At 37.9% G+C, this 22,460-nt stretch carries 18 protein-coding genes; 8 read left to right on the top strand and 10 right to left on the bottom strand.

All coding sequences use genetic code 11. The features are described from left to right. The 7 genes from R2R71_RS06900 to pnuC all read right to left on the bottom strand — a co-directional run bounded on the left by R2R71_RS06900 (position 1) and on the right by pnuC (position 7,034). Positions 1 to 495, bottom strand: a complete 495-nt coding sequence (locus R2R71_RS06900; protein ID WP_316830524.1) for a GNAT family N-acetyltransferase — start codon at positions 493 to 495, stop codon at positions 1 to 3. Next, complete coding sequence (locus R2R71_RS06905) at positions 492 to 1,052, bottom strand: thiamine pyrophosphokinase (RefSeq protein WP_316830525.1); 561 nt, start codon at positions 1,050 to 1,052, stop codon at positions 492 to 494. Before R2R71_RS06905 ends, R2R71_RS06900 begins: the two co-directional genes overlap by 4 nt. Before the next feature lie 33 nt (positions 1,053 to 1,085). Then, positions 1,086 to 2,378 (bottom strand): hypothetical protein, encoded by a 1,293-nt coding sequence (locus R2R71_RS06910; RefSeq protein ID WP_316830526.1) that lies wholly within the window; start codon positions 2,376 to 2,378, stop codon positions 1,086 to 1,088. A gap of 53 nt (positions 2,379 to 2,431) precedes the next feature. Then, complete coding sequence (locus R2R71_RS06915; RefSeq protein ID WP_316830527.1) at positions 2,432 to 3,064, bottom strand: thiamine phosphate synthase; 633 nt, start codon at positions 3,062 to 3,064, stop codon at positions 2,432 to 2,434. Between the two features lie 106 nt (positions 3,065 to 3,170). After that, on the bottom strand, positions 3,171 to 5,612 hold the full coding sequence (locus tag R2R71_RS06920; RefSeq protein ID WP_316830528.1) for a TonB-dependent receptor: 2,442 nt from the start codon (positions 5,610 to 5,612) through the stop codon (positions 3,171 to 3,173). Positions 5,613 to 5,902: 290 nt separating this feature from the next. Next, the gene (locus tag R2R71_RS06925; protein WP_316830529.1) at positions 5,903 to 6,433 is read right to left on the bottom strand and encodes an ATP-binding protein; all 531 of its coding nucleotides are present in this window, start codon (positions 6,431 to 6,433) and stop codon (positions 5,903 to 5,905) included. Then, positions 6,417 to 7,034, bottom strand: a complete 618-nt coding sequence (gene pnuC, locus R2R71_RS06930) for a nicotinamide riboside transporter PnuC (RefSeq protein ID WP_316830530.1) — start codon at positions 7,032 to 7,034, stop codon at positions 6,417 to 6,419. Before pnuC ends, R2R71_RS06925 begins: the two co-directional genes overlap by 17 nt. 450 nt (positions 7,035 to 7,484) lie before the next feature. Between pnuC and R2R71_RS06935 the strand changes: the two genes are divergently transcribed. Beyond that, positions 7,485 to 7,802, top strand: a complete 318-nt coding sequence (locus tag R2R71_RS06935) for a carboxypeptidase regulatory-like domain-containing protein (protein WP_316830531.1) — start codon at positions 7,485 to 7,487, stop codon at positions 7,800 to 7,802. Positions 7,803 to 8,011: 209 nt separating this feature from the next. Next, positions 8,012 to 10,849 carry a carbamoyl-phosphate synthase large subunit gene (gene carB, locus R2R71_RS06940; RefSeq protein WP_316830532.1) on the top strand — a complete coding sequence of 946 codons (2,838 nt, stop codon included), beginning with the start codon at positions 8,012 to 8,014 and terminating at the stop codon, positions 10,847 to 10,849. A 123-nt stretch (positions 10,850 to 10,972) separates the two neighbouring features. Here carB and R2R71_RS06945 read toward each other — a convergent pair whose 3' ends face one another. Further along, a complete protein-coding gene (locus tag R2R71_RS06945; protein WP_316830533.1) occupies positions 10,973 to 13,414 on the bottom strand; it encodes a TonB-dependent receptor domain-containing protein in 2,442 nt (813 codons plus the stop codon). A 242-nt stretch (positions 13,415 to 13,656) separates the two neighbouring features. Then, the gene (locus tag R2R71_RS06950) at positions 13,657 to 15,339 is read right to left on the bottom strand and encodes a dipeptidyl-peptidase 3 family protein (RefSeq protein WP_316830534.1); all 1,683 of its coding nucleotides are present in this window, start codon (positions 15,337 to 15,339) and stop codon (positions 13,657 to 13,659) included. Positions 15,340 to 15,452: 113 nt separating this feature from the next. Between R2R71_RS06950 and R2R71_RS06955 the strand changes: the two genes are divergently transcribed. Beyond that, complete coding sequence (locus R2R71_RS06955) at positions 15,453 to 16,289, top strand: N-acetylmuramoyl-L-alanine amidase (protein WP_316830535.1); 837 nt, start codon at positions 15,453 to 15,455, stop codon at positions 16,287 to 16,289. Positions 16,290 to 16,493: 204 nt separating this feature from the next. Here R2R71_RS06955 and R2R71_RS06960 read toward each other — a convergent pair whose 3' ends face one another. Further along, entirely contained in the window at positions 16,494 to 18,149 is a 1,656-nt protein-coding gene (locus R2R71_RS06960; RefSeq protein ID WP_316830536.1) for a glutamine--tRNA ligase/YqeY domain fusion protein, read from the bottom strand. Between the two features lie 116 nt (positions 18,150 to 18,265). Here R2R71_RS06960 and R2R71_RS06965 point away from each other — a divergent pair, with 116 nt between their 5' ends. The 5 genes from R2R71_RS06965 (at position 18,266) to R2R71_RS06985 (ending at position 22,437) form a co-directional block, all read left to right on the top strand. Further along, entirely contained in the window at positions 18,266 to 18,685 is a 420-nt protein-coding gene (locus tag R2R71_RS06965) for a cobalamin B12-binding domain-containing protein (protein WP_316830537.1), read from the top strand. A 3-nt stretch (positions 18,686 to 18,688) separates the two neighbouring features. Then, positions 18,689 to 19,468, top strand: a complete 780-nt coding sequence (locus R2R71_RS06970) for an enoyl-CoA hydratase/isomerase family protein (protein WP_316830538.1) — start codon at positions 18,689 to 18,691, stop codon at positions 19,466 to 19,468. Positions 19,469 to 19,570: 102 nt separating this feature from the next. Beyond that, positions 19,571 to 20,986 (top strand): sigma-54 dependent transcriptional regulator, encoded by a 1,416-nt coding sequence (locus R2R71_RS06975; protein WP_316830539.1) that lies wholly within the window; start codon positions 19,571 to 19,573, stop codon positions 20,984 to 20,986. 64 nt (positions 20,987 to 21,050) lie between these two features. Next, positions 21,051 to 22,100 carry an AI-2E family transporter gene (locus R2R71_RS06980; protein ID WP_316830540.1) on the top strand — a complete coding sequence of 350 codons (1,050 nt, stop codon included), beginning with the start codon at positions 21,051 to 21,053 and terminating at the stop codon, positions 22,098 to 22,100. A gap of 70 nt (positions 22,101 to 22,170) precedes the next feature. Then, positions 22,171 to 22,437: a YtxH domain-containing protein gene (locus R2R71_RS06985; RefSeq protein ID WP_316830541.1), complete on the top strand. Its 267-nt coding sequence runs from the start codon at positions 22,171 to 22,173 to the stop codon at positions 22,435 to 22,437. The last annotated feature ends 23 nt before the right edge of the window (positions 22,438 to 22,460 follow it).

Here is a 22,460-nt window from a genome sequence, read left to right on the forward strand (position 1 = left end):
TTAAAACTGATACGCCATCACATAATCATCCATAAAAAAGCCTCCACCAATATCAATTTTAACAGCTTCTTTAACTGTAAAACCTGCCTTTAAATAGAAATCTTTAGCCTTGTTGTTTTTATTTACATTAAGTTCTAAAGCTGAAGCTCCGGCGTCTTTAACCTGATTAAATACTTCGTTTATCAGGATTTTACCCACGCCTTTTCCATGAGCAGCAGGTAAAACGTAAAGTTTATGCAGCTTGTAAATCCGCTCTTCATGACCAACAATCGAATAGCCGGCAAAACCATATTGGTTTTCTCCTTCTTCTGCAATCAGGAAGATGTGGCCCTCCATAAATTGTTTAAGCAACTCTCCCTTATTATACATTTTATCGAGCATATAATCGATCTGCTCCTGCCCAATAATTTCAAGATAAGTTGATGGCCAGGTTGCTGCAGCAATATCGCGGATTAGCTCAATATCTTCTTCTTTTGCTTTTCTGAGGGTAATCATAGCGGCTCACTGATAAATATTGGTTGTCCTGAAAATGAGAATTCCACGAAACCATCTTTTACAACTTCAAAAATTTCCTCTTCCGTTTGCATTAGGTTTGTAACCTCGAGGTATTGGTTACCGTGGATTAAAAATTCACTTCCGGCAGGTTTCCAAACTGAAAAACCCGATTTTATAGGATAGTGCTTAGCTCTTTCAGTAAAAACTACAAGGTTGATTTTATCTTCAAAGCCCGCGAATTTTTCTAAATCGAATTTTGCTGTGATTACATTTACCGCAGGAAATTTTTCCTCGTAGAGGTAGTTAACAGCTACCATCAATGCATCAACAGGGCCCTGGATAATTTTGGTGTCTTCCTGTGCATCGCCTTCTTTCCCGTTTACCAGGACATCAACCTTAATCCCTAATGATAAAATTTTATCATAATTATCGCCATTAACCAGAAGTGTCGGGCTCCACTCTAAAAGCTGCCCCAATAGTTCTTCATTAAAATTTCCCAGCTCATCAATATATAAGGCCGGCTCTTGTTTTTCTTTTACAATGTGGTGTGACGACATATTGCGAAGATAGATAAAACCTTAAAGTTTTTATTATCGATTATAGGGATGTTCATTTATCCAGTGAAACCCTCTGTTAATGAGCTTAAAGTCTTTCAGATCTTTACGTTTAAAAGTGACATATACAGAATCCTGGTTCTTTAAACCGGAAAAAACTACATGGTCTTTATCCAGTAAGCTATATTTTAACTTATACTGGTCATTATATTGATTACGAGAAGTTAAAACCAGTTCCTTTGTCTTTCTATTAAACACGGTGGTGAAATTGAGGCTGCTATCAGTCATCACTTTTACCTGGGCATAACCTGGCCAGCTGATCACCAGTTGTTTCCAGCGGGTCGAATCTGTAGTCAAAGGCGGTATTTCCTTTCCTTTTAGTTTAAACGTTTCCACATTATAAATACCATATAGAAAAGGTTTTGGTGCCAGTGCTCCGTAGGTATATTGTTGCTTTATGGCATTATAAAATGTAGTACCAACGGTCAGCACAATCAGCAGGTATTTAAAAGTCCGGAATAAAATTAACTGCCATTTCTTTTTAAAAACAGGCACTTGGAGGGGGGTGAGTTGTTGCGGCTGATTTGTTAGGAAAAACCGGCAAATTGCCTGCATGTGTGGTGCAAGAATAAACAGGCACATAAATACAAGTGTGGTAGAGAGTATTTTTACGGGTACATCGAAAAAATAATTCATTGCCATTACATGTACACTTGCTGCCAATGATAAAAAGGCACCCACAATCATGGTTCTTTTGAACAGCAATAATATGGCTGAAACTTCGATAATGCCCATGAAGATGTTATAGCCTTTCGACAGGCCTAAAAATGTCCATGCCAGTCCCATTGGGGAAGCATCGCCAAACGGTTGTATTAAGCGGTTTAAAAATGGTTGTGGAAATTGTAGCTGAATAACTTTTACCGAGCCATAAAGAATCAGCGTAAAACCGAGGTAGAACCTTACCAATACGATAAGCCAATAGTATAACTTGTTGTAGTTTGCCCGTTTTCGATCTAAAAACGACCAAAGGACAGTTCCCAATACAGAAACAATAAACAAGAACAGCAACAGGATATAATCGTAAGTAGTGTCGCCGCTCCCGTTCGTGAAAATTGTTGTGTCGTATTCGTGTTTGAGGATGTTGGCAGCAATCCAAGGAATTATCCAATGCAATAATTCAGTGGGATAGAAGAAAATCTGTCGGACATATAAAAATGCTCCGTTATTATTCAAAAAAATTAACAACACCAATAAAAGAAAAAAGAAGCGGAAGCTAATCTTTTTTAAGGTGCTCCAGTTTGAGTCGTTTTCGAGTGTAGATGTAGACATAATTTAGATTTGCGTATACTCAAATCTAAAAAAATATTCGATTTTGGAAGAGGCTATCCCCTTACTGCATCGTAAAAATCCTGATAAGCTTCAATAAAATCATCAGCAAAGTTAATGGCTCCAGATACAGCAATACCGTAAATACCTGTTTGCATCAAAGCTTCTACATCATACGTTTTTACACCACCAACGGCGAGAACAGGTAAAGTAATATTTAAAGCTTTCAGTTCTTTTATCGTACTTCTGTATTGTTCGATTGTGATTAAAGGATAGTCGTTAGGTTTCGTTTCTGTAATAGAAAATGGGCCGAAGCCTGCATAATCAACACCACTTTTTGCCAGGCGGATTAAATTTTCGATCGTATTTGCGGAGCCACCCAAAGTAATATCATCGCCCACTTTTTCCCTGATACTGGTAAAATCTGCATCCATGTCTTCAATATGAAAACCTTGTATATCGGCCTTGCCGAACAAATGAATGTGGTTGGTTACAATTAATGTTGTGCCCCAGTCATCACAAATTTCAGCAATAGCATTTATATCTTTTAAAAGCTCGTCATCTGCTTTGGTTAAGCAACGATATTGAATCCATTTAGCACCAGCTTCGCAGGCGTTTTGTGCTTGCTCTATATGTGTTAAATGAGGTATATCGTGTGTAATGTACTGGAGCTTTTCTATGTATTTCATGCCTTTATGTTCAAAATTATCCTAACGATGCACGAAGCAATCTTAATTCGGTAGAGATTGCTTCGTGCTTCGCCAGGACAAAAATATTTTAATCTTATTGCTAAATTTAAAACTTAACGTTCAAACTTAACAAAAAGTTGGTGCCAGCTTGTGGGTAAAAGAAGTTTTCGGTAATGCGGTTTCCGCCGTAGAGATAGCCATAGGTATAGCCATTACTTTCGTATTTTTTATCGAACACGTTATTTACCAATAAACCCAGGTTTACATTTTTAACACCTGCGAATTTGAAATCGTAACCTAAACGGGCATTACTTACCCAGTAGCCATTTATGGTACGGTCGTTATTCTGCGTGTTATCCATATATTGCTTACTCACATATTTGCTTTGTAAGGCAACTGCAAAACCCTTAACAGGTTTATAAACGAATTCGCCAAAAAGTACTGCTGCAGGTGAGTAGGAGATGTCGGTTAGGGCATAATTATTCACCACTTGTCCGCCGTTATCATAATCGTCGTAATATTCAGTAAAGTTCTTAATCTTGTTCCTGCTAAATGCTGCATTTGCATTCAGGGCCAAAGCTTTACTGATGGTATATGAACCATCAAGCTCAATACCTAAACGGTAACTTTTGTCAACATTCTGGCGATAATTTCCGCCAACATCATTTATTTTTCCGGTTACAACAAGTTGGTTTTTGTAGAACATTCCATAAGCGTTTGCGCCTAAATTAAATTGCTTGTTCTTGAAGCGGTATCCTAATTCCACATCGTTTAATCGCTCAGGTTTTGGATAAATGCCAACATTTGCGTCGGTATAATCATCGCGGTTAGGTTCTTTATTTGCAACACTAAACGATGCATATAAATTACTTTCAGGGTTGATGAAATAGGTTGCGCCGAATTTCGGATTGAAGAAATTAAGGGTTTCATTTATTGCCAGTGTATTCAGCTTATTTTCTGTTCCGGCAATATCATAATAAACCCGACGGTATTGCAAATCAGCGAATAAGCTCAATGCTTCAACCGGACTATAATTTACTTTTCCGTAAACATTGAAATCTGTTTTAAAGCCATCGTTATCATAATAGTGTCGGTCGGTATTTCCATTTGATGCATACTGCGCCCAGATCACCTGGCCAAAATGCGCTCCTTTATATTCATTGTAAGCGCCACCAAGGGTAAAGTTTAAGTTTTTTTGCGGAACATAGTTAAACGCATAGGTAACGCCGTAAAAATCGTTATCCAGCCAGCGGCGACGAATCAGGTCGGTCGTTGTAATTGTTGTATTGCCAACTACCACAGGATTTAAGCCGTAAGCACTCAACTTATCAGCAACACGGTATTCTTCATAATAACCTTCACCTTGGGTGTAATGTAGTGCGCCATTGAAAGAAAACTTATCTGAAAACTGTCTGGCATAAAGTAGCTGGTAATGGTTTTGCCAATAATTATCTGTCTGGTTATTATATAAAAAGCTATTGTATGTTCTGCCTGAGTTAAGCAAATTTGCTGCATCTTCTGCGCTTAAGCCGTTTCTGTCGATATAGGCCTGCATTCCCGCAACATCATTATTTAAACGCGATTCAGGAATTCCGTTCCACGACTGGTAAGTTTTCTCGGCGCCGGCAAACACATTTATTCGAAGTAAATCTTTATTGCCATGGTAAGCACCCGACACAAAATATGATTTTAAGAGTGAAGAGCCCCGATCGACATAACCATCGGAACTTATTCTTGATAACCTGCCATCGAAACTAAAGCGGTTGTTAATAAGGCCAGTACCTACTTTAATGGTATTTTTCCATGTGTCGAAACTTCCAAAAGTGCTGTTTACTTCGGCATATGGTTCCATTTCACTTGCAGTGGTCTGAATGTTTAAGCTGGCACCAAAAGCACCTGCACCATTTGTAGAAGTACCTACGCCCCGCTGAATCTGAATGTTATCAACTGAAGATGCGAAATCGGGCATATTAACATAAAAAGTTCCCTGGCTTTCACTATCATTAATCGGAATACCATTTACGGTAACATTAATCCTGCTGTTATCGCTTCCGCGGATGCGTATACCTGTGTAACCTACACCTGCACCCGCATCAGAGTTTACTACAACGCCTGGTGTGTTCTGGAGGATAAAAGGCAAATCCTGGCCAAAATTGTTTTCCTGAATTTCAGCTTTTGTTACGTTTTTGTAGGTAGTTGCCGATTTCTCGTTAGCTCTTGTTGCCCTTACAATTACCTCATCGGCAAGGAAAGCCTGTGGTGTCAAAGTGAAGGTAATGGTTTGGTTTTGATTAAGATCGATAGTTTGCTCAACCGTTTTGTAGCCAAGGTAACTCGCCAGCACAACATATTTACCTGCTGATAAATTTGATAAGGTAAAGTTGCCATCTGCATCGCTGAGTACTGCAGTTTTCTGGTTTTTTAATTTAATACTTGCACCAGGCAACGGTTTCTGGTTGTTATCTGTTACTTTTCCTGTAACAGAAATTTGTGCCAATGCAAAGAATGGCAACATTGCAGTGAGTACCGCAAAAAGTAATTTTTTCAATTTCTTGATTGTTTTAGTTAAACCCATCGGAAATAGGGGTACTCCCGATTTCAGTTAACTTCCATAACTCCAATCCCTACGCCGGCATTATCCGGATCAGGTGTATCCAAGTTAGAAGGATGGATGGTTTAAAGGCGGAGGGTTAAACCTTCTACCTTTTCAGCTTTCGCCTTCTACCTAAGAATGGGTATGATCTCAGCCCGTTTTTGTGTTATTTAAAACAAGGCACCCCTAATGATGGGGCAAATGTAGAAAATATTTTAAGAAAATAATTAGGATTAAAAATTACTTTACGATTTTAAAAAATCAGCTATCGCGGCCTTAGCGTTTTCTAATCTTAAATCTCCGAGGCCTCCGATAACTTTATAGTTTGCATTAAGTGCTTTCAGTTCTTTATGCCAAACTTCCATAAAATATTCACGCTGGTTCGGGAAATCACGCAACGGATCATCCTGCCATGGTAAATCGATATCCATTAAAAGGTATAAATCGTAAGGTCTTTTTGGCAGGGCATCCAAAACAATTTGTGGTGTTTCACCCAACATTTCATCGCTCCATATTTTTACGGTAACAAAAGTTGTGTCGCAAATGATAAAGTCGTTTTCTGTAGTAACGAGTATGGCGTCTTCTAAAGCGAGCTGACCATAATACATACTCAGCTCATCCTGCAAAGTATATGGTGCATTCAGGTTTTCGCAATAATAACGGGCGTATTCTGGTACCCACGAAACTTTATAGTATTTAGCTAAAAGCTGCGACATGGTAGATTTACCTGTGCTCTCGGGGCCAACAATAGCTATCTTCTTAATTAGTTTGTTCACGATATGTTTTTTTCCAGTCTATATAACCTTTGTATGCAATAACGATGAGTATAAAGTATAGAATAGCACTTAGGTTTAGATGTTTGTAAATAAATAAGGGCACGTAACAAATATCGGCAAATACCCATAGCAGCCAATTTTGAAGCACTTTTCTGGTAAGTAAAATCTGGGCAACAAAACTTACTGATGTACAGAAGCCATCGGCATAAGGTACGGTGCTATTCGTATATTTGGCCATAAACCAACCCAAAAATAAACTGAGTATAACAATTGACAGAATGGCGATGAACCATCCCTGTCCTGATAAAAGCGTAATTGGTTTATGTGTTTCTGCTTTTTTATTTAGCCAGAAATACCAACCATAAAAACCAGTGAAAAGAAAATAAATCTGAAGTGTCATGTCGCCATACATAGCTTCTTTGTAGAAAAGTAAACCGTATGCAGAAACACTTACCAGCGAAATGGGCCAGTTCCACACCGTTTCTTTAGCTGCAAGGTAAATACAAATGAAACCTGTAATAACAGCTAGCCATTCGAGCAGGCTGGTGTGTACAAACTGGTCGGTTAAAAATTCAAGGAAAGAATTCGCGGCTAAAATCATTTCATTCAAAAATAGAAACAAAATGCACATAAAAGAAAAATCCGGCCGAGGAGGGCTCCTCTGACCGGATAATAAACCAAACAAACTATTTATGAAGAAATCCTCATTGCGGTTAACTACTCCGCGAGGAAGCTTTAGATCAAACTAAAGTATTTACAAAACGCAAATACGTTAAGCTTATTACAACATTTCTGCCAATAATACATTCATAACGGTTTCGTGACGTAAACATGACCAGATAGGTGATTTTAGAGACAAACAAATCGAAATCGGCTCCTATTAATCTGCTAAATGGTTTTAGTATGTTCAAAAATTTGTACAGATGAAGCTACACTGTTCCGATTATTACTCATTTTTTGAAACTTTATATCGGATGAAGCGTTTATATTTAACACTATTTAACGTTCGGTGTACAATTCGGTTAATCTGTTTATTAAAAAATATTGAGTTATGAAAAAGTTGAATATAATTCTGGTAACAATGGTTATGATTTCGCTGGTTGTGTTCTCATTTACGAACATCAGGCTTGGCGGCATTACCGGAAAAATAACACCCGCTAATGGTGTGGCTGCTGCGGCCTTAGTGGCCGGTACCGATACACTTAGGGCAGAGCTTAACCAGGGGGCCTTTACTTTTACAAACCTTAAAGAAGGTGTTTACAAAGTCTGGATAAAAGGAAACGCTCCTTACAAAGATGCAACCATTGAAAACGTTGCCGTTAAAGATAGCTCTACAACCGATTTGGGCGAAATAAAATTGGTGCAATAGCTGGTTTAGCAAAAGAAAAGTTTAAAAAGAGGATGTTGATGATCCTCTTTTTTATTTTCAAAAAATCAGCTTAAAATACTTCTAAAGTATGTATCTTTGCATCCCGACAGAACAGTTGGGATTTTCTTCTTAAAAGCAAAAAACCTACTTGCTTCTTTCACCTTTACAGGTTCAACACTTTAGAATTTTAATTTTTGTATTAAGCTATCATGCCTAAAGACACTTCCATTCGCTCAGTATTAATTATCGGATCAGGCCCAATTGTTATTGGTCAGGCCTGCGAATTTGATTACTCGGGTTCACAAGCGGCACTTTCTTTAAAAGAGGAAGGAATTACCGTTTCAATCATCAACTCCAATCCGGCAACGATTATGACGGATAAAGTTATTGGCGACCATGTATATCTTCGTCCGTTAACTGTTGATTCAATTGAGGCGATTATACAAGAGCATATCGACTCTCCAGACTTACCTAAAATTGATGCAGTATTACCTACAATGGGTGGTCAAACGGCATTGAATCTTTGTGTAGAAGCTTCCGAGCGTGGTGTTTGGGAAAAATACGGCGTTAAAGTTATCGGTGTAGATGTTGATGCGATTGAGAAAACCGAAAACCGCGAAGCCTTTCGCCAGTTAATGGTTGATATTGGTGTGGGTGTAGCTCCATCTAAAATTGCCAACTCATTTTTAGAGGGTAAGGAAGCTGCTCAGCAGATTGGTTTTCCTTTGGTAATTCGTCCTTCTTATACCTTAGGTGGTTCAGGTGGTGGTTTTGTGCACAAAAAAGAAGAATTCGATGCTGCCCTTAAACGCGGACTTGAAGCTTCCCCAACCCACGAGGTATTGGTTGAACAGGCTGTTTTAGGTTGGAAAGAATATGAATTGGAGTTGTTGAGAGACAGTAACGATAACGTAATTATCATTTGCTCTATTGAGAACTTCGATCCAATGGGTATCCATACAGGAGATTCTATTACCGTTGCACCTGCAATGACACTATCTGATCGTTGCTATCAGGAAATGCGTAATCAGGCTATCAAAATGATGCGTGCCATCGGAACATTTGCCGGAGGTTGTAACGTTCAGTTTTCAGTTAACCCTGCAGATGATACCATTATCGCCATCGAGATCAATCCGCGTGTTTCGCGTTCATCAGCATTAGCAAGTAAGGCAACTGGTTATCCGATTGCAAAAATTGCGGCTAAACTGGCTATCGGTTACAACCTGGATGAGATCGAGAATCAAATTACCAAAACTACTTCAGCTTACTTCGAGCCTACATTAGACTATGTAATCGTTAAAATTCCACGTTGGAACTTCGATAAATTTAAAGGTGCCAATAAAGAACTTGGTTTACAGATGAAAGCAGTTGGTGAGGTAATGGCTATCGGCCGTACTTTCATTGAGGCTTTACAAAAAGCTTGTCAGAGTTTAGAAATTGGCCGTTCTGGCTTAGGAGCCGACGGCAGACAAGTTCGTAACATCGAAGAAATTATGGACGGCCTGGAGCACGCTTCATGGAACCGTTTGTTCCTGATTAAAGATGCGATGGCGATGGGCGTTCCTTTGGAATCGATCCGTAAGGTAACCAAAATCGACAAGTGGTTCTTAAATCAGATTCAGGAGCTTGTTGCTTTAGAAACAGAATTAAAAAGATATTCACTAAATAACATCCCTCAGGATTTCTTCTTTACGTTGAAACAAAAAGGTTTTTCAGATGTACAAATCTCATGGTTATTGGGCAATGTAACTGAAGACGAGGTTTACGAACGCAGAAAAGAACTGGGTATCAGAAGGGTGTATAAAATGGTTGATACCTGTGCGGCTGAATTCCCTGCACAAACACCATACTACTACTCTACATTTGAACAGGAAAACGAGTCGATAGTATCAGATCGTAAAAAGATCATTGTACTGGGTTCAGGTCCTAACCGTATTGGTCAGGGTATCGAGTTTGATTATTCATGTGTACACGGATTACTGGCAGCTAAAGAAACAGGTTTCGAAGCTATCATGGTAAACTGTAACCCTGAAACGGTTTCAACCGATTTCAATATGGCCGATAAGCTTTACTTTGAGCCTGTTTTCTGGGAGCATGTGCGTGAGATCATCGATCTTGAAAAGCCTGAAGGCGTTATCGTTCAGTTAGGTGGACAAACAGCCCTGAAAATGGCTGAGAAATTAACTGCAAATGGCATCAAAATCATTGGAACATCTTTCGAAAACATGGATATCGCCGAAGATCGCGGCCGTTTCTCTGATTTATTGAAAGATTTAGATATTCCTTATCCAAAATATGGAGTAGCAGAAAATGCTGAAGAGGCAATTGTAGTTGCAAACGAAGTTGGCTATCCGGTTTTAGTTCGTCCGAGTTATGTTTTGGGCGGACAAGGTATGAGTATCGTAATTAACGATGAAGACCTTGAGAAAGCTGTAGTAAAATTATTAGGCGACTTACCAGGTAACCGTGTATTAATCGACCACTTTTTAGATCGTGCTGAGGAAGCAGAATCGGATTCGATTTCTGATGGTGAGGATGTTCACATCGTGGGAATGATGGAACATATCGAGCCTGCAGGTATCCACTCAGGAGATTCATTTGCGGTGTTACCAACCTTCAGTTTACCTGAAACTGTAACCAAGGCAATGGAAGAATATTCGATCAAGATTGCGAAAGCTCTAAATGTTCGCGGTTTATTGAACATTCAGTTTGCGATTAAAGACGAGAAGGTTTATGTAATTGAGGCAAACCCAAGGGCTTCGCGTACGGTTCCTTTCATTGCAAAGGCTTATGATGTTCCTTATATCAATATTGCTGCTAAAATTATGCTTGGTGTAGCGAAACTTAAAGATTTCACTATCGAGCGTAAATTACAGGGATATGCAATTAAAGAACCTATATTCTCTTATGAGAAATTCCCTGAAGTAACGAAGGAATTAGGTCCTGAGATGAAATCAACCGGTGAAGCGATTCGTTTCATCAAAGATCTGGAAGATCCATATTTCCGCAAGCTTTACAAAGATAAATCAATGTACTTGAGTAAATAATAGCAAAGGCCGGTGTTTAACACCGGCCTTTTTTGTTTTCCCTGATTTCAGCTGGAGCGCTGTGAAATGGATATTTTTTTCTGTAAGCTGTTAAATATTTCTCGCCTGCATTCTAAAGGATATTTAATTCTTCATCCTTCCTTGTTCTGATTCGGTACCGGTGGAGCGGCGACGTGCAGGTTTAATTTCATTTTTACCAAAGCGGTAAGTAAAACTTATTCTTCCGATCTGGCTTTCGTTTTTCTGATGCACATCATATTTAAGGCCAGGGTATGCACTTGATAAATCCGTTTTGTAAGTGTTAAACACATCAGATAAGGCAAGCTTAAGGCTGGCTTTTTTATTCATCAGCGATTTGCTTAAACCCGCATCAATGGAATAACGTGATTTTATACTTAATGTACCGTATTCAAGCGGCGATTCGTAGCTGCCATTTATCTCCGCAGTAAAACCACTCACAATGGTAAAACTCTGCTGAGATTTAAACTGAAAAGAAGTTTTTCCGGTTTTTAAAGCTACTCCGGCTAAATCTGGGGCCTCGAAACTTAAATAGAAAACATTTAAATTATTATTCATCGACCACCATTTCGCTACCTGAACAGGAACGTTTAGGTTTGCATTGTAACTGATGTTTTTTGCCAGGTTTTCGTTGGTTTGATACAAAGCTTTTTGTGCTGCATCGGGTAACAAAACTTCAGTAATAACATCGGTAGTTCGGCTATAGCCAACCGATAACATATACTTTTGTAACAGTGTATAGTTCAATTCGAAGTTATTTGTGTACTGTGGCTTTAAAAACGGGTTTCCTTTGTTATAGGTATACTGGTCTAAATAGTAAATAAAAGGATTTAAGGCATCATAACTCGGGCGGTCAATTCTGCGGCTATAAGAAAATCCCAGCTGGTTATTTTTTGAAAGTGTTTGCTGTACAAATAAGGTTGGAAAGAAATCCCAGTAACTACGTTCAACTACTGTATTTGTTGTAATCAGGTTGCCTTTCGAATTGGTTTGCTCCATTCTTAAACCTAACTGCACACTTGTGTTTTTAAATTGTTTATTAATGTTGGTATAAGCCGCGTTAACATTTTCATTGTAAATAAACTGGTTACTCCGGCGTACGTCATTTCTCCAGGCATTATTAACAAATTCTTCTGCCTGAAGGTTGTTATCTGTTTTTACCCAGCTGCTTTTTAATCCAGCTTCGAGTTTAACCGTTTTGCTTAATGAAACATTGTAATCAGCTTTCACAGCCTTGATATCAATTATGGATGGCGTATTATTTCTGGTATAATTAATCGGGCGGATTCTGCTGCCGTTGGCGTATAAGTAATCATTTTCATAATCAGAACCGTCGTTTCCGTTGTATTTAGAATAATCTACATCGATAGATAATTCTGAGCCAGCAGTATCTAAAACCGATTTATAGTTCAGGTTATAAGAAAGGTTATTGTACTTATTTGTTTGAAGACTATTTGAAACCAATGTTGAATCTACTTTCTGGAAAGATGGACCAATTAATGTGTTGTTCCCCGATGCTTCTGTACCATGGTTAAAATAACCATTTACCAAAAATCCGATTGTATTTTTCTTATCGATAAAATAATCCAGGCCGGCTTTGAAGTTATTATTCTGTTGTTTTCTCCTGCTTAAACCGGTTTGCATAAAATAAGTGTCAGGTGTTCCGTTCGAGATACGGTCGATGGTTATTAAATTTTCACGTTCAGACTTTCCATAATTGTAGTTTCCAAAAAGATTGAGTTTTTGCGTTCTGTGGTTTAGGTTTAATCCTGCATTTCCCCTGAAATTTTTACCGTAACCTGCCGTAGCATTTACGCTTCCGTTTGTACCTCCGCTTTTACTTTTTTTGGTTTTAATATTAATGATACCCGAATTACCTGAAGCATCGTATTTTGATGAGGGATTGGTAATTAGTTCGATGGTTTCAATTTCTGAACTCTGCATATTTCTAAGCAGGTTGGCCACATCGGCGCTGCTCATGTAAGTTTGTTTACCATCAAGCTGAATTAAAACGCCTTGTTTTCCCTGCATTGAAATGTTATCGTTCTGGTCAACCGAAACGCCAGGTGCTTTTTGCAAAACTTCAAGCGCATTAGAGCCTGTCATCACCGCACTGCCCGAAACATTCATTACAACTTTATCCATTTTTCTTTCGATTAAGGGTTTGGTTACGGCAATGGTAACTTCCTTTAGATTTTGAGCTGTTGATACCAGCTGGGCTGAACCAAAATCAATTTTTTGGTTTTCATCGGCAATTGTTATCGTTTTACTTTTTATGGTTTGGTAGCCCATATTGCTCGCCTTATAGAAATAATCGCCTTTAGCCGAAATATTAAATCCGAATACACCATTCTGATCGGTGAAGGCTGTTTTAACTACGCTCGAATCGGAGGCTTTTAATAAAACCACGGTAACATAATCAGCAGGTTTTTTATTTTCGTCGAGGATAATTCCCGTAACGTTTGGTTTGGGTGTACTTTGCGCAAATATGCTCTCTGAAGATATGAAAGCAATTAAGAAGCATGCTATTTTGTAAAAAGTTTTCATTGGTTTCGGTCTTTATTTTTAAAAATTTTGGCAAAAAGATATCCTTAACGCACCCAGGTGCATTTCAATCAAATTGCATTTTATTTAAGCTTAGTTTGGAAACGAAAGGTTTCTCTTATCTAGTTATTAGTAAGACGACCGTTTTTTGAAAAGGTTACAGGATTTTTTTTCAGAATTATTTTTAACATAAAAAAAGCCACAGGATTGCTGTGGCTTAAGTATTTAAAAATTATTTATTTTTTCTATTTCATGCCCAAAACATCAAAACCTTGTTCAAAAACAACATCAACAGGAATACTTTTTCTGGTTAACCTGTCTAAATCAGATTGTAATTCAGGTGAAATTACAGCCATTGTTTTTTGGGTTTTTTCTACGGCAGCTTTATCTCCGTTTCCTTGTAAAGTAATGATGAATGCGCTTAAATCGTTCATTGCTGTGGCAAATTTATCAAAGTTTACTTTGTAAGTTCCTTTAGCAGTGCGCTCAAAAGCACCTTTTTCTTTAAAATAATTAAAGCATTGCATGTTGGCTTTTCCGTGTGCTTCTGATACGCCAAAACGTACAGAACGTAAAATACCAGCCATAAATGTGGTGTAATAATCTTTAATATCACCTTGCAATTCGCCCTTTTTAAGTAAGCCTGTAACCATGTACAAACCTAAAATATCGGCCTTGCCTTCTTCCAGCCAGCTGTATTGTTCTTTTAATGCTGCACGGACAAAGCCTTTTCCGGTTATTGTTTTTTTAATACCTAAACCGTGAGCAACTTCATGAAACATCACATTTGCAAAAAATGCATCGAACTTAATGTATTTCTGTTGTTCGGCATCTATTAATTCTTTGGAAATTGGCAATAAGATTTTTTCGAATTTAGCCTGCATTGCGTTTTTCAACTGCGAACGGCGGGTTCCTTTTTCCTGCTGAATTTTTTCGTCGTTAGGTAAATTAACCGCAATGGTTTTCGAACCGGCATTGCAGTCTCCGGCATAGAAAACCACATCGTATGCATTTAATTCAGAATCTGTTCCAGGTGTTTCACTTTTATATTTTGCAGCAACAGGTAAGTTTTTCTGTAATTCTGGAAGCAGTTTTACATATTTCGCAAGGCGTTTGCTCCATTCTTTATCCTTTACTAAAACATAAGCTTCGTAGCTAGTGCGGGCATTAAAAAGCTTGTCTTCGTAATTCTCGATAGGGCCGATAATTAAATCCAATCCATTGGTTTTCATATCAAGCCATGCATAATCGCTGGCGGTAAAATTATCGGTAACCAAAGCATCAGCTCTTAAATTCAGGTATTTTTTAAGTCCGGCATCATCAGTGATTAATGCAGCCTGTTTTAATAAAGATGATGCTTTTTGCAATTCTGCGGCAAATAATATGTGGTATGGAACAGTTGTCAGCTTTCCTGTACTATCTTTTTGAACAACAGAATAAGCACCGAATTTATCGGATAACGTAGACTTTTCTATTTCTTCTTTAGTAATTCCGTATGGATAGAATGAGGCACCTTCTGGTTTTGTACCAACACCATTAACAAAAGGCTTATCGTTGTTTAACCTGTCCCAGGGGCCATAATTTATATTTACGAAATCGCGGGTTTTTTCATCCTTTATTGTTGCAAGCAAACTATCTCTTTGCGGATAAGCCTGTTTCCAGTAAAGTCCGTCCATAATTTCAGCGGCTTGGATGAGGTAAGGTAAAACCTTGCGGTCGTTTACGCTGAGCAGATTAAGATTGGTCGTTAATTTAACCCTTTCATAAATTGGCAAACGTTGCGCAACATAATTTACCAGACTATCTTTTTGAACAACCTGTGTTGTTTTATCTTCAGTGTTTTTTGTTGTATTTGTACAGGCAGAAAAAAGCCCTGCAGATAACGCCAGTATAGAAAAAAGCGTGTTTGCTTTGTAAAGTTTCTTCATTGTTAATGTATATCGGCACTAAATTAGTAAAATTTGAAAGCTTTGTATAAAGTTTGATGCAATGGGTGAACTTTAGCATAACTTTGTACCTTCATTGCATTAATAAAATACGTATGTCATTAAGTAATCCTGTAAAAAACTACCATAAGCTCATAATTGTTTTAGCCTTGTTTGTTTCGGCGTGCAGCACAAACAAATATGCCGCTACCGAAAAGGTTTATAAAGAAAAGGCAAAAGGTTTCTCGAAAATTATTCTTTCTACTCCTCCTGAAGGACAGCTTTATGATTCGATAAATGCTGCAAACCAGCAATGGGTTGGTTCGGTAAACTTTGGTATCCGCAAGCCAAATTTTGTAATTATTCATCATACCGCACAGGATAGTTTAGGGCAAACCATCCGTACTTTCCATTCTACAAAAGCCGGGACAAGTGCGCATTATGTTGTGGGCCGCGATGGAAAAGTGGTACACATGGTTAACGATTATCTTCGTGCGAACCATGCAGGTGTGAGCAAGTGGGGCAAGGATACAGACTTAAATTCTTCTTCAATTGGAATTGAGATGGACAACAATGGCACAACCGATATTTGGACAGATGCACAGATTAACAGCTTATTAAAATTACTGGCAACTTTAAAGACAAGCTATAACATCCCAACCGCTAACTTTATAGGTCATGCCGATATTGCCCCAAAGCGTAAACCAGATCCAAATAATTTTCCATGGAAAAAATTAGCGGAGAAGGGTTTTGGTTATTGGTATGATGAGGTACTTAAAAATCCACCCGCTGATTTCGACACCACGAATGCGTTAAAGTTAATTGGTTATGATACGAGTGATTTGGGGGCTGCAATTACTGCCTTTAAGCGTCATTTTATTCAGAGCGATATTACACCGAAGTTAACACCTGTTGATATTCTTGTGCTTTATAACGTTTATACAAAGTATTAAAGATTTTTTGCCACGGAAACATGGATTTACACGGAATCATTTCTTGATTTATAAATTTTTCGATCTGTTTCCATATTGCATGATAACTGAATTTATTCCGTGAGTTTTGTGCTTCCGTGGCAGCCACTTCAATATATTTACATAAAAAAGCACGGATAAATCTGTGTTCATCCGTGCTAATCTGTGATTAAAAATAATTTAAACCTAGTTTGGTTTCTTAAACGTATCTTTTAAAGTTACTGTTCTGTTGAATACCAGTTTATCGGCGCTAGAATCTCTGTCCAAACAGAAATAACCTTTACGTATAAACTGATAGCGGCTTTCTAAATCAGCATCAGCCAGAGCAGGCTCAATGTAAGCATTTGGCAAAACCACCAGGCTTTCCCGATTCAGGTAATCTTTAAAATCACCCTCCTCTGCATCAGGGGTTTCAGAGGTGAATAAACGCTCATATAAACGAATTTCTGCAGTTTTGGCATGTTGTGCACTCACCCAGTGAATCGTTCCTTTTACGTTGATACCACTGGTATCGCTTCCGCTTTTCGATTCAGGGATATAAGTACAATGTATTTCGGTTACGTTGCCATTTTCATCCTTTACAAAATCTTCGCACTTAACAATGTAAGCAAATTTTAAACGAACCATTGCGCCAGGTGCCAGGCGGAACCATTTTTTTGCCGGAACTTCCATAAAGTCCTCACGTTCTATCCAAAGTTCTTTGCTGAATGGGATAACACGCGTACCTCCACCATCTTCAGCTTCCGGATTGTTTTCGCCAATTAAATCTTCAGTTCCTTTTTCGTAATTCGTTATAACTAATTTAATCGGATCTAAAACTGCCATTACGCGGTTAGCCGTTTTATTTAAATCTTCGCGGATACAAAATTCCAGTAAACTTAATTCGATAAGGTTTTCGCGTTTTGCGATACCAATGCGTTCGCAAAACTCACGGATGCTTTTCGGCGTGAACCCTCTTCTGCGCAAGCCGGAAATTGTAGGCATGCGTGGATCGTCCCAACCGCTAACCAATTTTTCATTTACCAACTGAAGCAATTTACGTTTACTCATTACCGTTGAGGTAAGGTTTAAACGGGCAAACTCATACTGTTTTGAAGGGAAAATCTCCAGCTTCTCAATGAACCAGTCGTACAGTTCGCGGTGCGAAACATACTCCAGGGTACAAATAGAGTGGGTTATGTTTTCAATGCTGTCACTTTGTCCGTGGGCAAAATCATACATGGGGTAAATACACCATTTATTGCCGGTACGGTGATGCTCTGCATGTTTAATACGGTATATAATTGGATCACGCATTAACATGTTCGGGCTCGCCATATCAATTTTGGCCCTTAAAATATAAGCGCCGTCAGCAAATTCGCCATTTTTCATTCTGGTAAAGATGTCCAGGTTTTCTTCTACGCTACGGTTTCGGAAAGGACTATCTTTGCCCGGTTCAGTTGGTGTTCCTTTTAAAGCTGCAATTTCATCTGCCGAACTTTCATCCGCATACGCCAATCCTTTTTCGATTAGTTTTACAGCAAAAGAATACAATTCATCAAAATAATCTGATGCGTATAATTCATTTTTCCAGTTAAAACCCAGCCATTTAATATCTTCCTGCTGGCTGTTTACATATTCTGTTTTTTCGGTAACCGGATTGGTATCGTCGAAACGTAAATTAGTATAGCCGCCGTATTTTTGTGTTAGTCCGAAGTTTAAGCATATTGCTTTAGCGTGGCCAATGTGCAGATAACCGTTTGGTTCAGGCGGGAAACGCGTAACCAATGTTTCGTACTTACCACTATTTAAGTCGTTCTCAACAATTTCTTCAATAAAGTTCAATGACTTTTCTTCACTCATAAAAACCTGTAAATTAGGAATGCAAATGTAAAAAGATTAGTGCAATTCTTGTTGTTTTAGTTAATGATTAATTTGAGCATCAAAATCTATACATTTACATCAACTTAATATTCATTATGAGCAAAGTATTAAACAGGCCGATACGTGTTTTGGTGGCTAAAGTTGGGCTCGATGGTCACGATCGGGGCGCAAAGGTAATCGCAACTTCACTCCGCGATGCAGGCATGGAGGTTATTTATACCGGTCTTCGCCAAACACCTGAGATGGTTGTAAATACGGCCTTGCAGGAAGATGTTGATGCAATTGGTATTTCAATTTTATCAGGTGCACATATGACGGTTTTTCCCAAAATCATCCATTTTATGAAAGAAAAGCAGTTGAATGATGTCTTGTTAACTGGAGGGGGAATTATCCCGGAAGGCGACAGAAAAAAGCTTGCCGACTTAGGTGTTGGCGAACTATTCCCCCCGGGCACCACAATGGCGAGTATTGTAGAATATATACAAAACTGGGTTACAGAAAACAGAAATTTTTAGTTTATGGCATATCAGAATTTATTAACAGAGATTAAAGAAAACATTCTTTACGTTACCATCAACAGAGAAAAAGCATTAAATGCACTTAATAAAGATACCTTAGATGAACTCGCAGCTGTAATAGAATTTGCTGGACAAACAGCTGAGGTACGAGGCGTAATCATTACTGGCGTTGGTGAAAAAGCCTTCGTTGCTGGTGCAGATATAAAAGAATTTTCAGATTATAGCGGTGCTCAGGGAGAAGAACTGGCAAAGCGAGGCCACGAAAGGGTTTTCAATGCAATAGAAAACTCATCGAAACCTTTTATTGCTGCAATTAATGGTTTTGCCCTGGGCGGAGGTTTGGAATTAGCAATGGCCTGCCATATGAGGGTTGCAGCCGAAAATGCCAGATTAGGCTTGCCTGAGGTTACCCTGGGTTTAATTCCCGGTTATGGTGGAACACAACGTTTAACTCAGTTGGTTGGTAAGGGTAAAGCTATTGAAATGATTACAACTGCCAATATGATTTCAGCTATCGACGCAGAAAAAATTGGTCTGGTAAATTATGTGGTACCGCAGGCTGATTTGATTAGCAAAGCTGTAGAAATCTTAAATCTTGTTAAGCAACGTGCACCGCTGGCTGTAGCTGCTGCAATTAAAGCTGTAAATGCAGCTGTTAGCAATGAAAATGGCTTTGAAACTGAAATTGCAGCATTTGGTAAGTGCTTTGATACTGCAGATTTCAAAGAAGGTGTTTCTGCTTTTGTAGAAAAGCGAAAAGCAGTGTTTAGTGGCAAATAATTTTCTTGTCTGATTAATTATAGACTTATTTTTCGAGTGTAGAAAAAATTTCCCAGTTTGGATTTTTTTTATTACTTATGCTATGTATAACGGATCTCAAGCATGAAAAAGAAGATATTAATTGTTGATGATGAGGTAAATATTGGGTTATTATTATCGAAATTTCTGAATAGAAACGGTTTTGACGTAGAAACGGTTATTACAGGATCTTCGGCAATGGAAATGCTGGCAAAAGAAAAATTTGACTTAGTATTGTGCGATTATCGACTGGATGATACGGATGGTCGGGAAATATTGATAAAAATCAAAGAGAATTATCCATCAACAGGTGTTATCATTATTACAGGCTATTCAGATATAAAAGTTGCAGTTGAGCTAATAAAGCTTGGTGCGTACGATTATATTACTAAGCCATTATACCCAGATGAAATTTTAAATACCATTAATAAGGCGCTCGAAACGCAAAGAGCACTTAATGAAAATGTAAATTCATCAGATAAAAATACAACTCAATCTGATATAGCGTTAATAAATCATTCTGATTATATAGATGGAAGAAGTGATATTTCGACGACTTTATTGAAACAAATACAACTAATAGCCCCTACTTCTTACAGTATTATTTTAACAGGAAAAAGCGGTACTGGTAAAGAATATGTAGCTAAAACCATTCATCTTAACAGTTTAAGAAAAGACAAGCCCTTTGTTGCTATGGACTGTGGTTCTTTAACTAAAGAGCTTGCAGGAAGTGAATTTTTTGGCCATGAAAAAGGTGCTTTTACAGGAGCTTTATATACTAAAATCGGCCATTTTGAGCAGGCTAATGGTGGTACCTTATTTTTGGATGAAATTGGTAATTTATCTTATGAGATTCAGGCCGTATTACTCAGGACAGTTCAGGAGCGTAAAGTGAAACGAATTGGAAGCACGAAGGAGATTGACCTTGATGTTAGAATAATAGTTGCTACAAATGAAAACCTGATAGAAAATATTGCCAAAGGAACATTTCGCGAAGATTTGTATCATCGTTTTAATGAGTTTTCCATTCATGTTCCCGATTTAAATAAAAGAGGTGCTGATATACTGGTTTTTGCCGAAAAATTTCTGGCCATTGCCAACGAAGAATTAAATAAAAATATTAGAGGTTTTTCTGCTGCGGTTAAAGATTCTTTTTTGAATTACAGCTGGCCGGGTAATGTGCGTGAGTTGAAAAATGTGGTAAGAAGAGTAGCTTTGTTAAGCGATGGAAATGAAATACAAGTAGATGTTTTGCCGCTTGAACTGGCTAATAACATAAAAGATTACGATCGTGATAATATTTTAAATCAGGCTAAAATTAAATTTTCGGAACGCCCAAAAGATTTAAAAAATGCAGCTCAGGAAGCCGAATTTGATACTATTTTGAGCGTGTTAAAAGAAGTTAACTATAACAAAACTAAAGCAGCAGCACTTCTTAATATCGACAGGAAAACATTGTACAATAAAATAAAGGCAATTAAACTAAGCGATACAAAATAAATCGGTAGAAAATCCAAACAAAATACTGGGTTTTGCTATTTAAAAAATACCATACAGCTCAACTATGTCAGTATTTTCCTATAAACAGCGTAATAATATAAACCTTGTTATCATTATAGCGCTTGGCTTATTAATCGCATACTCTTTACAGGGAATATTCAGTGCCATATTAAGTACGTTGGTTTTGTATACAATTATGCGTCCCGGCTATATTTACCTGGCCGAAACTAAAGGTTGGAATAAAAGGCTTACCGCATTATTGCTAATTACCATTTGCATCGTGTTAATTGTACTGCCTTTTTATGCCCTGAGCAGTATGGTTATCAGTAAAATTTCTGAGCTTAGAAACAATGAGATTTTCTTTAAAAACCTGCTGGTGAAATTGCAACACATGGTTCCATTTAAAATAAATGAGAGTTTAATTCAGGATGGGATGAATCGTTTAGGAAACTGGGCAACACAGCTTTTTCCTTCGCTTATTTCCAGTGCTGTAAACATTGTGCTTGGTTTACTGGTGATGTTCTTTTTACTGTATTTTATGTTAATCGAAAGAAAAACATTTGAATTATCGCTGATAAAGTATGCACCTTTCCGTGAGCAAAATGCATTGCGCTTTGGCGATGAAATGCGAAATACTACGTATGCAAATGTGCTTGGGCAAGGGTTAATATGTATCGTGCAAGGCTCTTTGGTCAGCTTGTCATTTTTTGTTTTAGGCTATAAAGATCCCGTATTCTGGGGGGTAATTACAACATTCATATCATTTGTGCCGGTTTTAGGTCCGCCAGTGGTTTTTGTGCCTGCCGCAATATTGCAAATAGCAAATGGAAATAACTTTGCAGGATGGGCAATGTTAATTTTTGGCTTTGTTGTTATCATTAATATCGATAATGTTCTTAGATTTATCATAGCGAAAAAAGTTGGTAACATTCATCCCATAATTACAGTAATTGGCGTAATTATTGGTATCCCTTTATTCGGAATATTAGGCCTGGTTTTTGGCCCCTTGTTGCTGTCTTATTTTATATTGCTCGTTAAAATTTACGAAACCAGTACACTCGCTTCAGAAAGATTGGAAAGAATTAAAACAAATAATGAGCATAAAGAGTTATAATTTATAGCTTAACAATAAAATAATATGGCATCGTTATATTGTAAATGTTAAACCCTTAAAATACATTATTATGAATGATAACTCGAAAGTTGTAGTAGCCCTTTTAGCGGGATTAGCTGCAGGAGCCGCTTTAGGAATTTTATTTGCACCAGAAAAAGGTGAAGAAACACGCGATAAGTTAAGCCAGTCGTTAAAAGATTTAGGCGATTCTATAAGAGATAAAGCCGCAGATGAAATTAATAACCTATCGAGCTTAAAGGATAAAGTGGTAAGCTCAATTAAAACAAAATTGAGAAGTGTTGAAGAAGAATATAGCGACGACGTAGAGCACGCATAAATATTAATAACCAGGCGTTTCCA

This window comes from Pedobacter aquatilis (assembly GCF_032678405.1).
In the GTDB taxonomy this organism is placed as follows: domain Bacteria; phylum Bacteroidota; class Bacteroidia; order Sphingobacteriales; family Sphingobacteriaceae; genus Pedobacter; species Pedobacter aquatilis_A.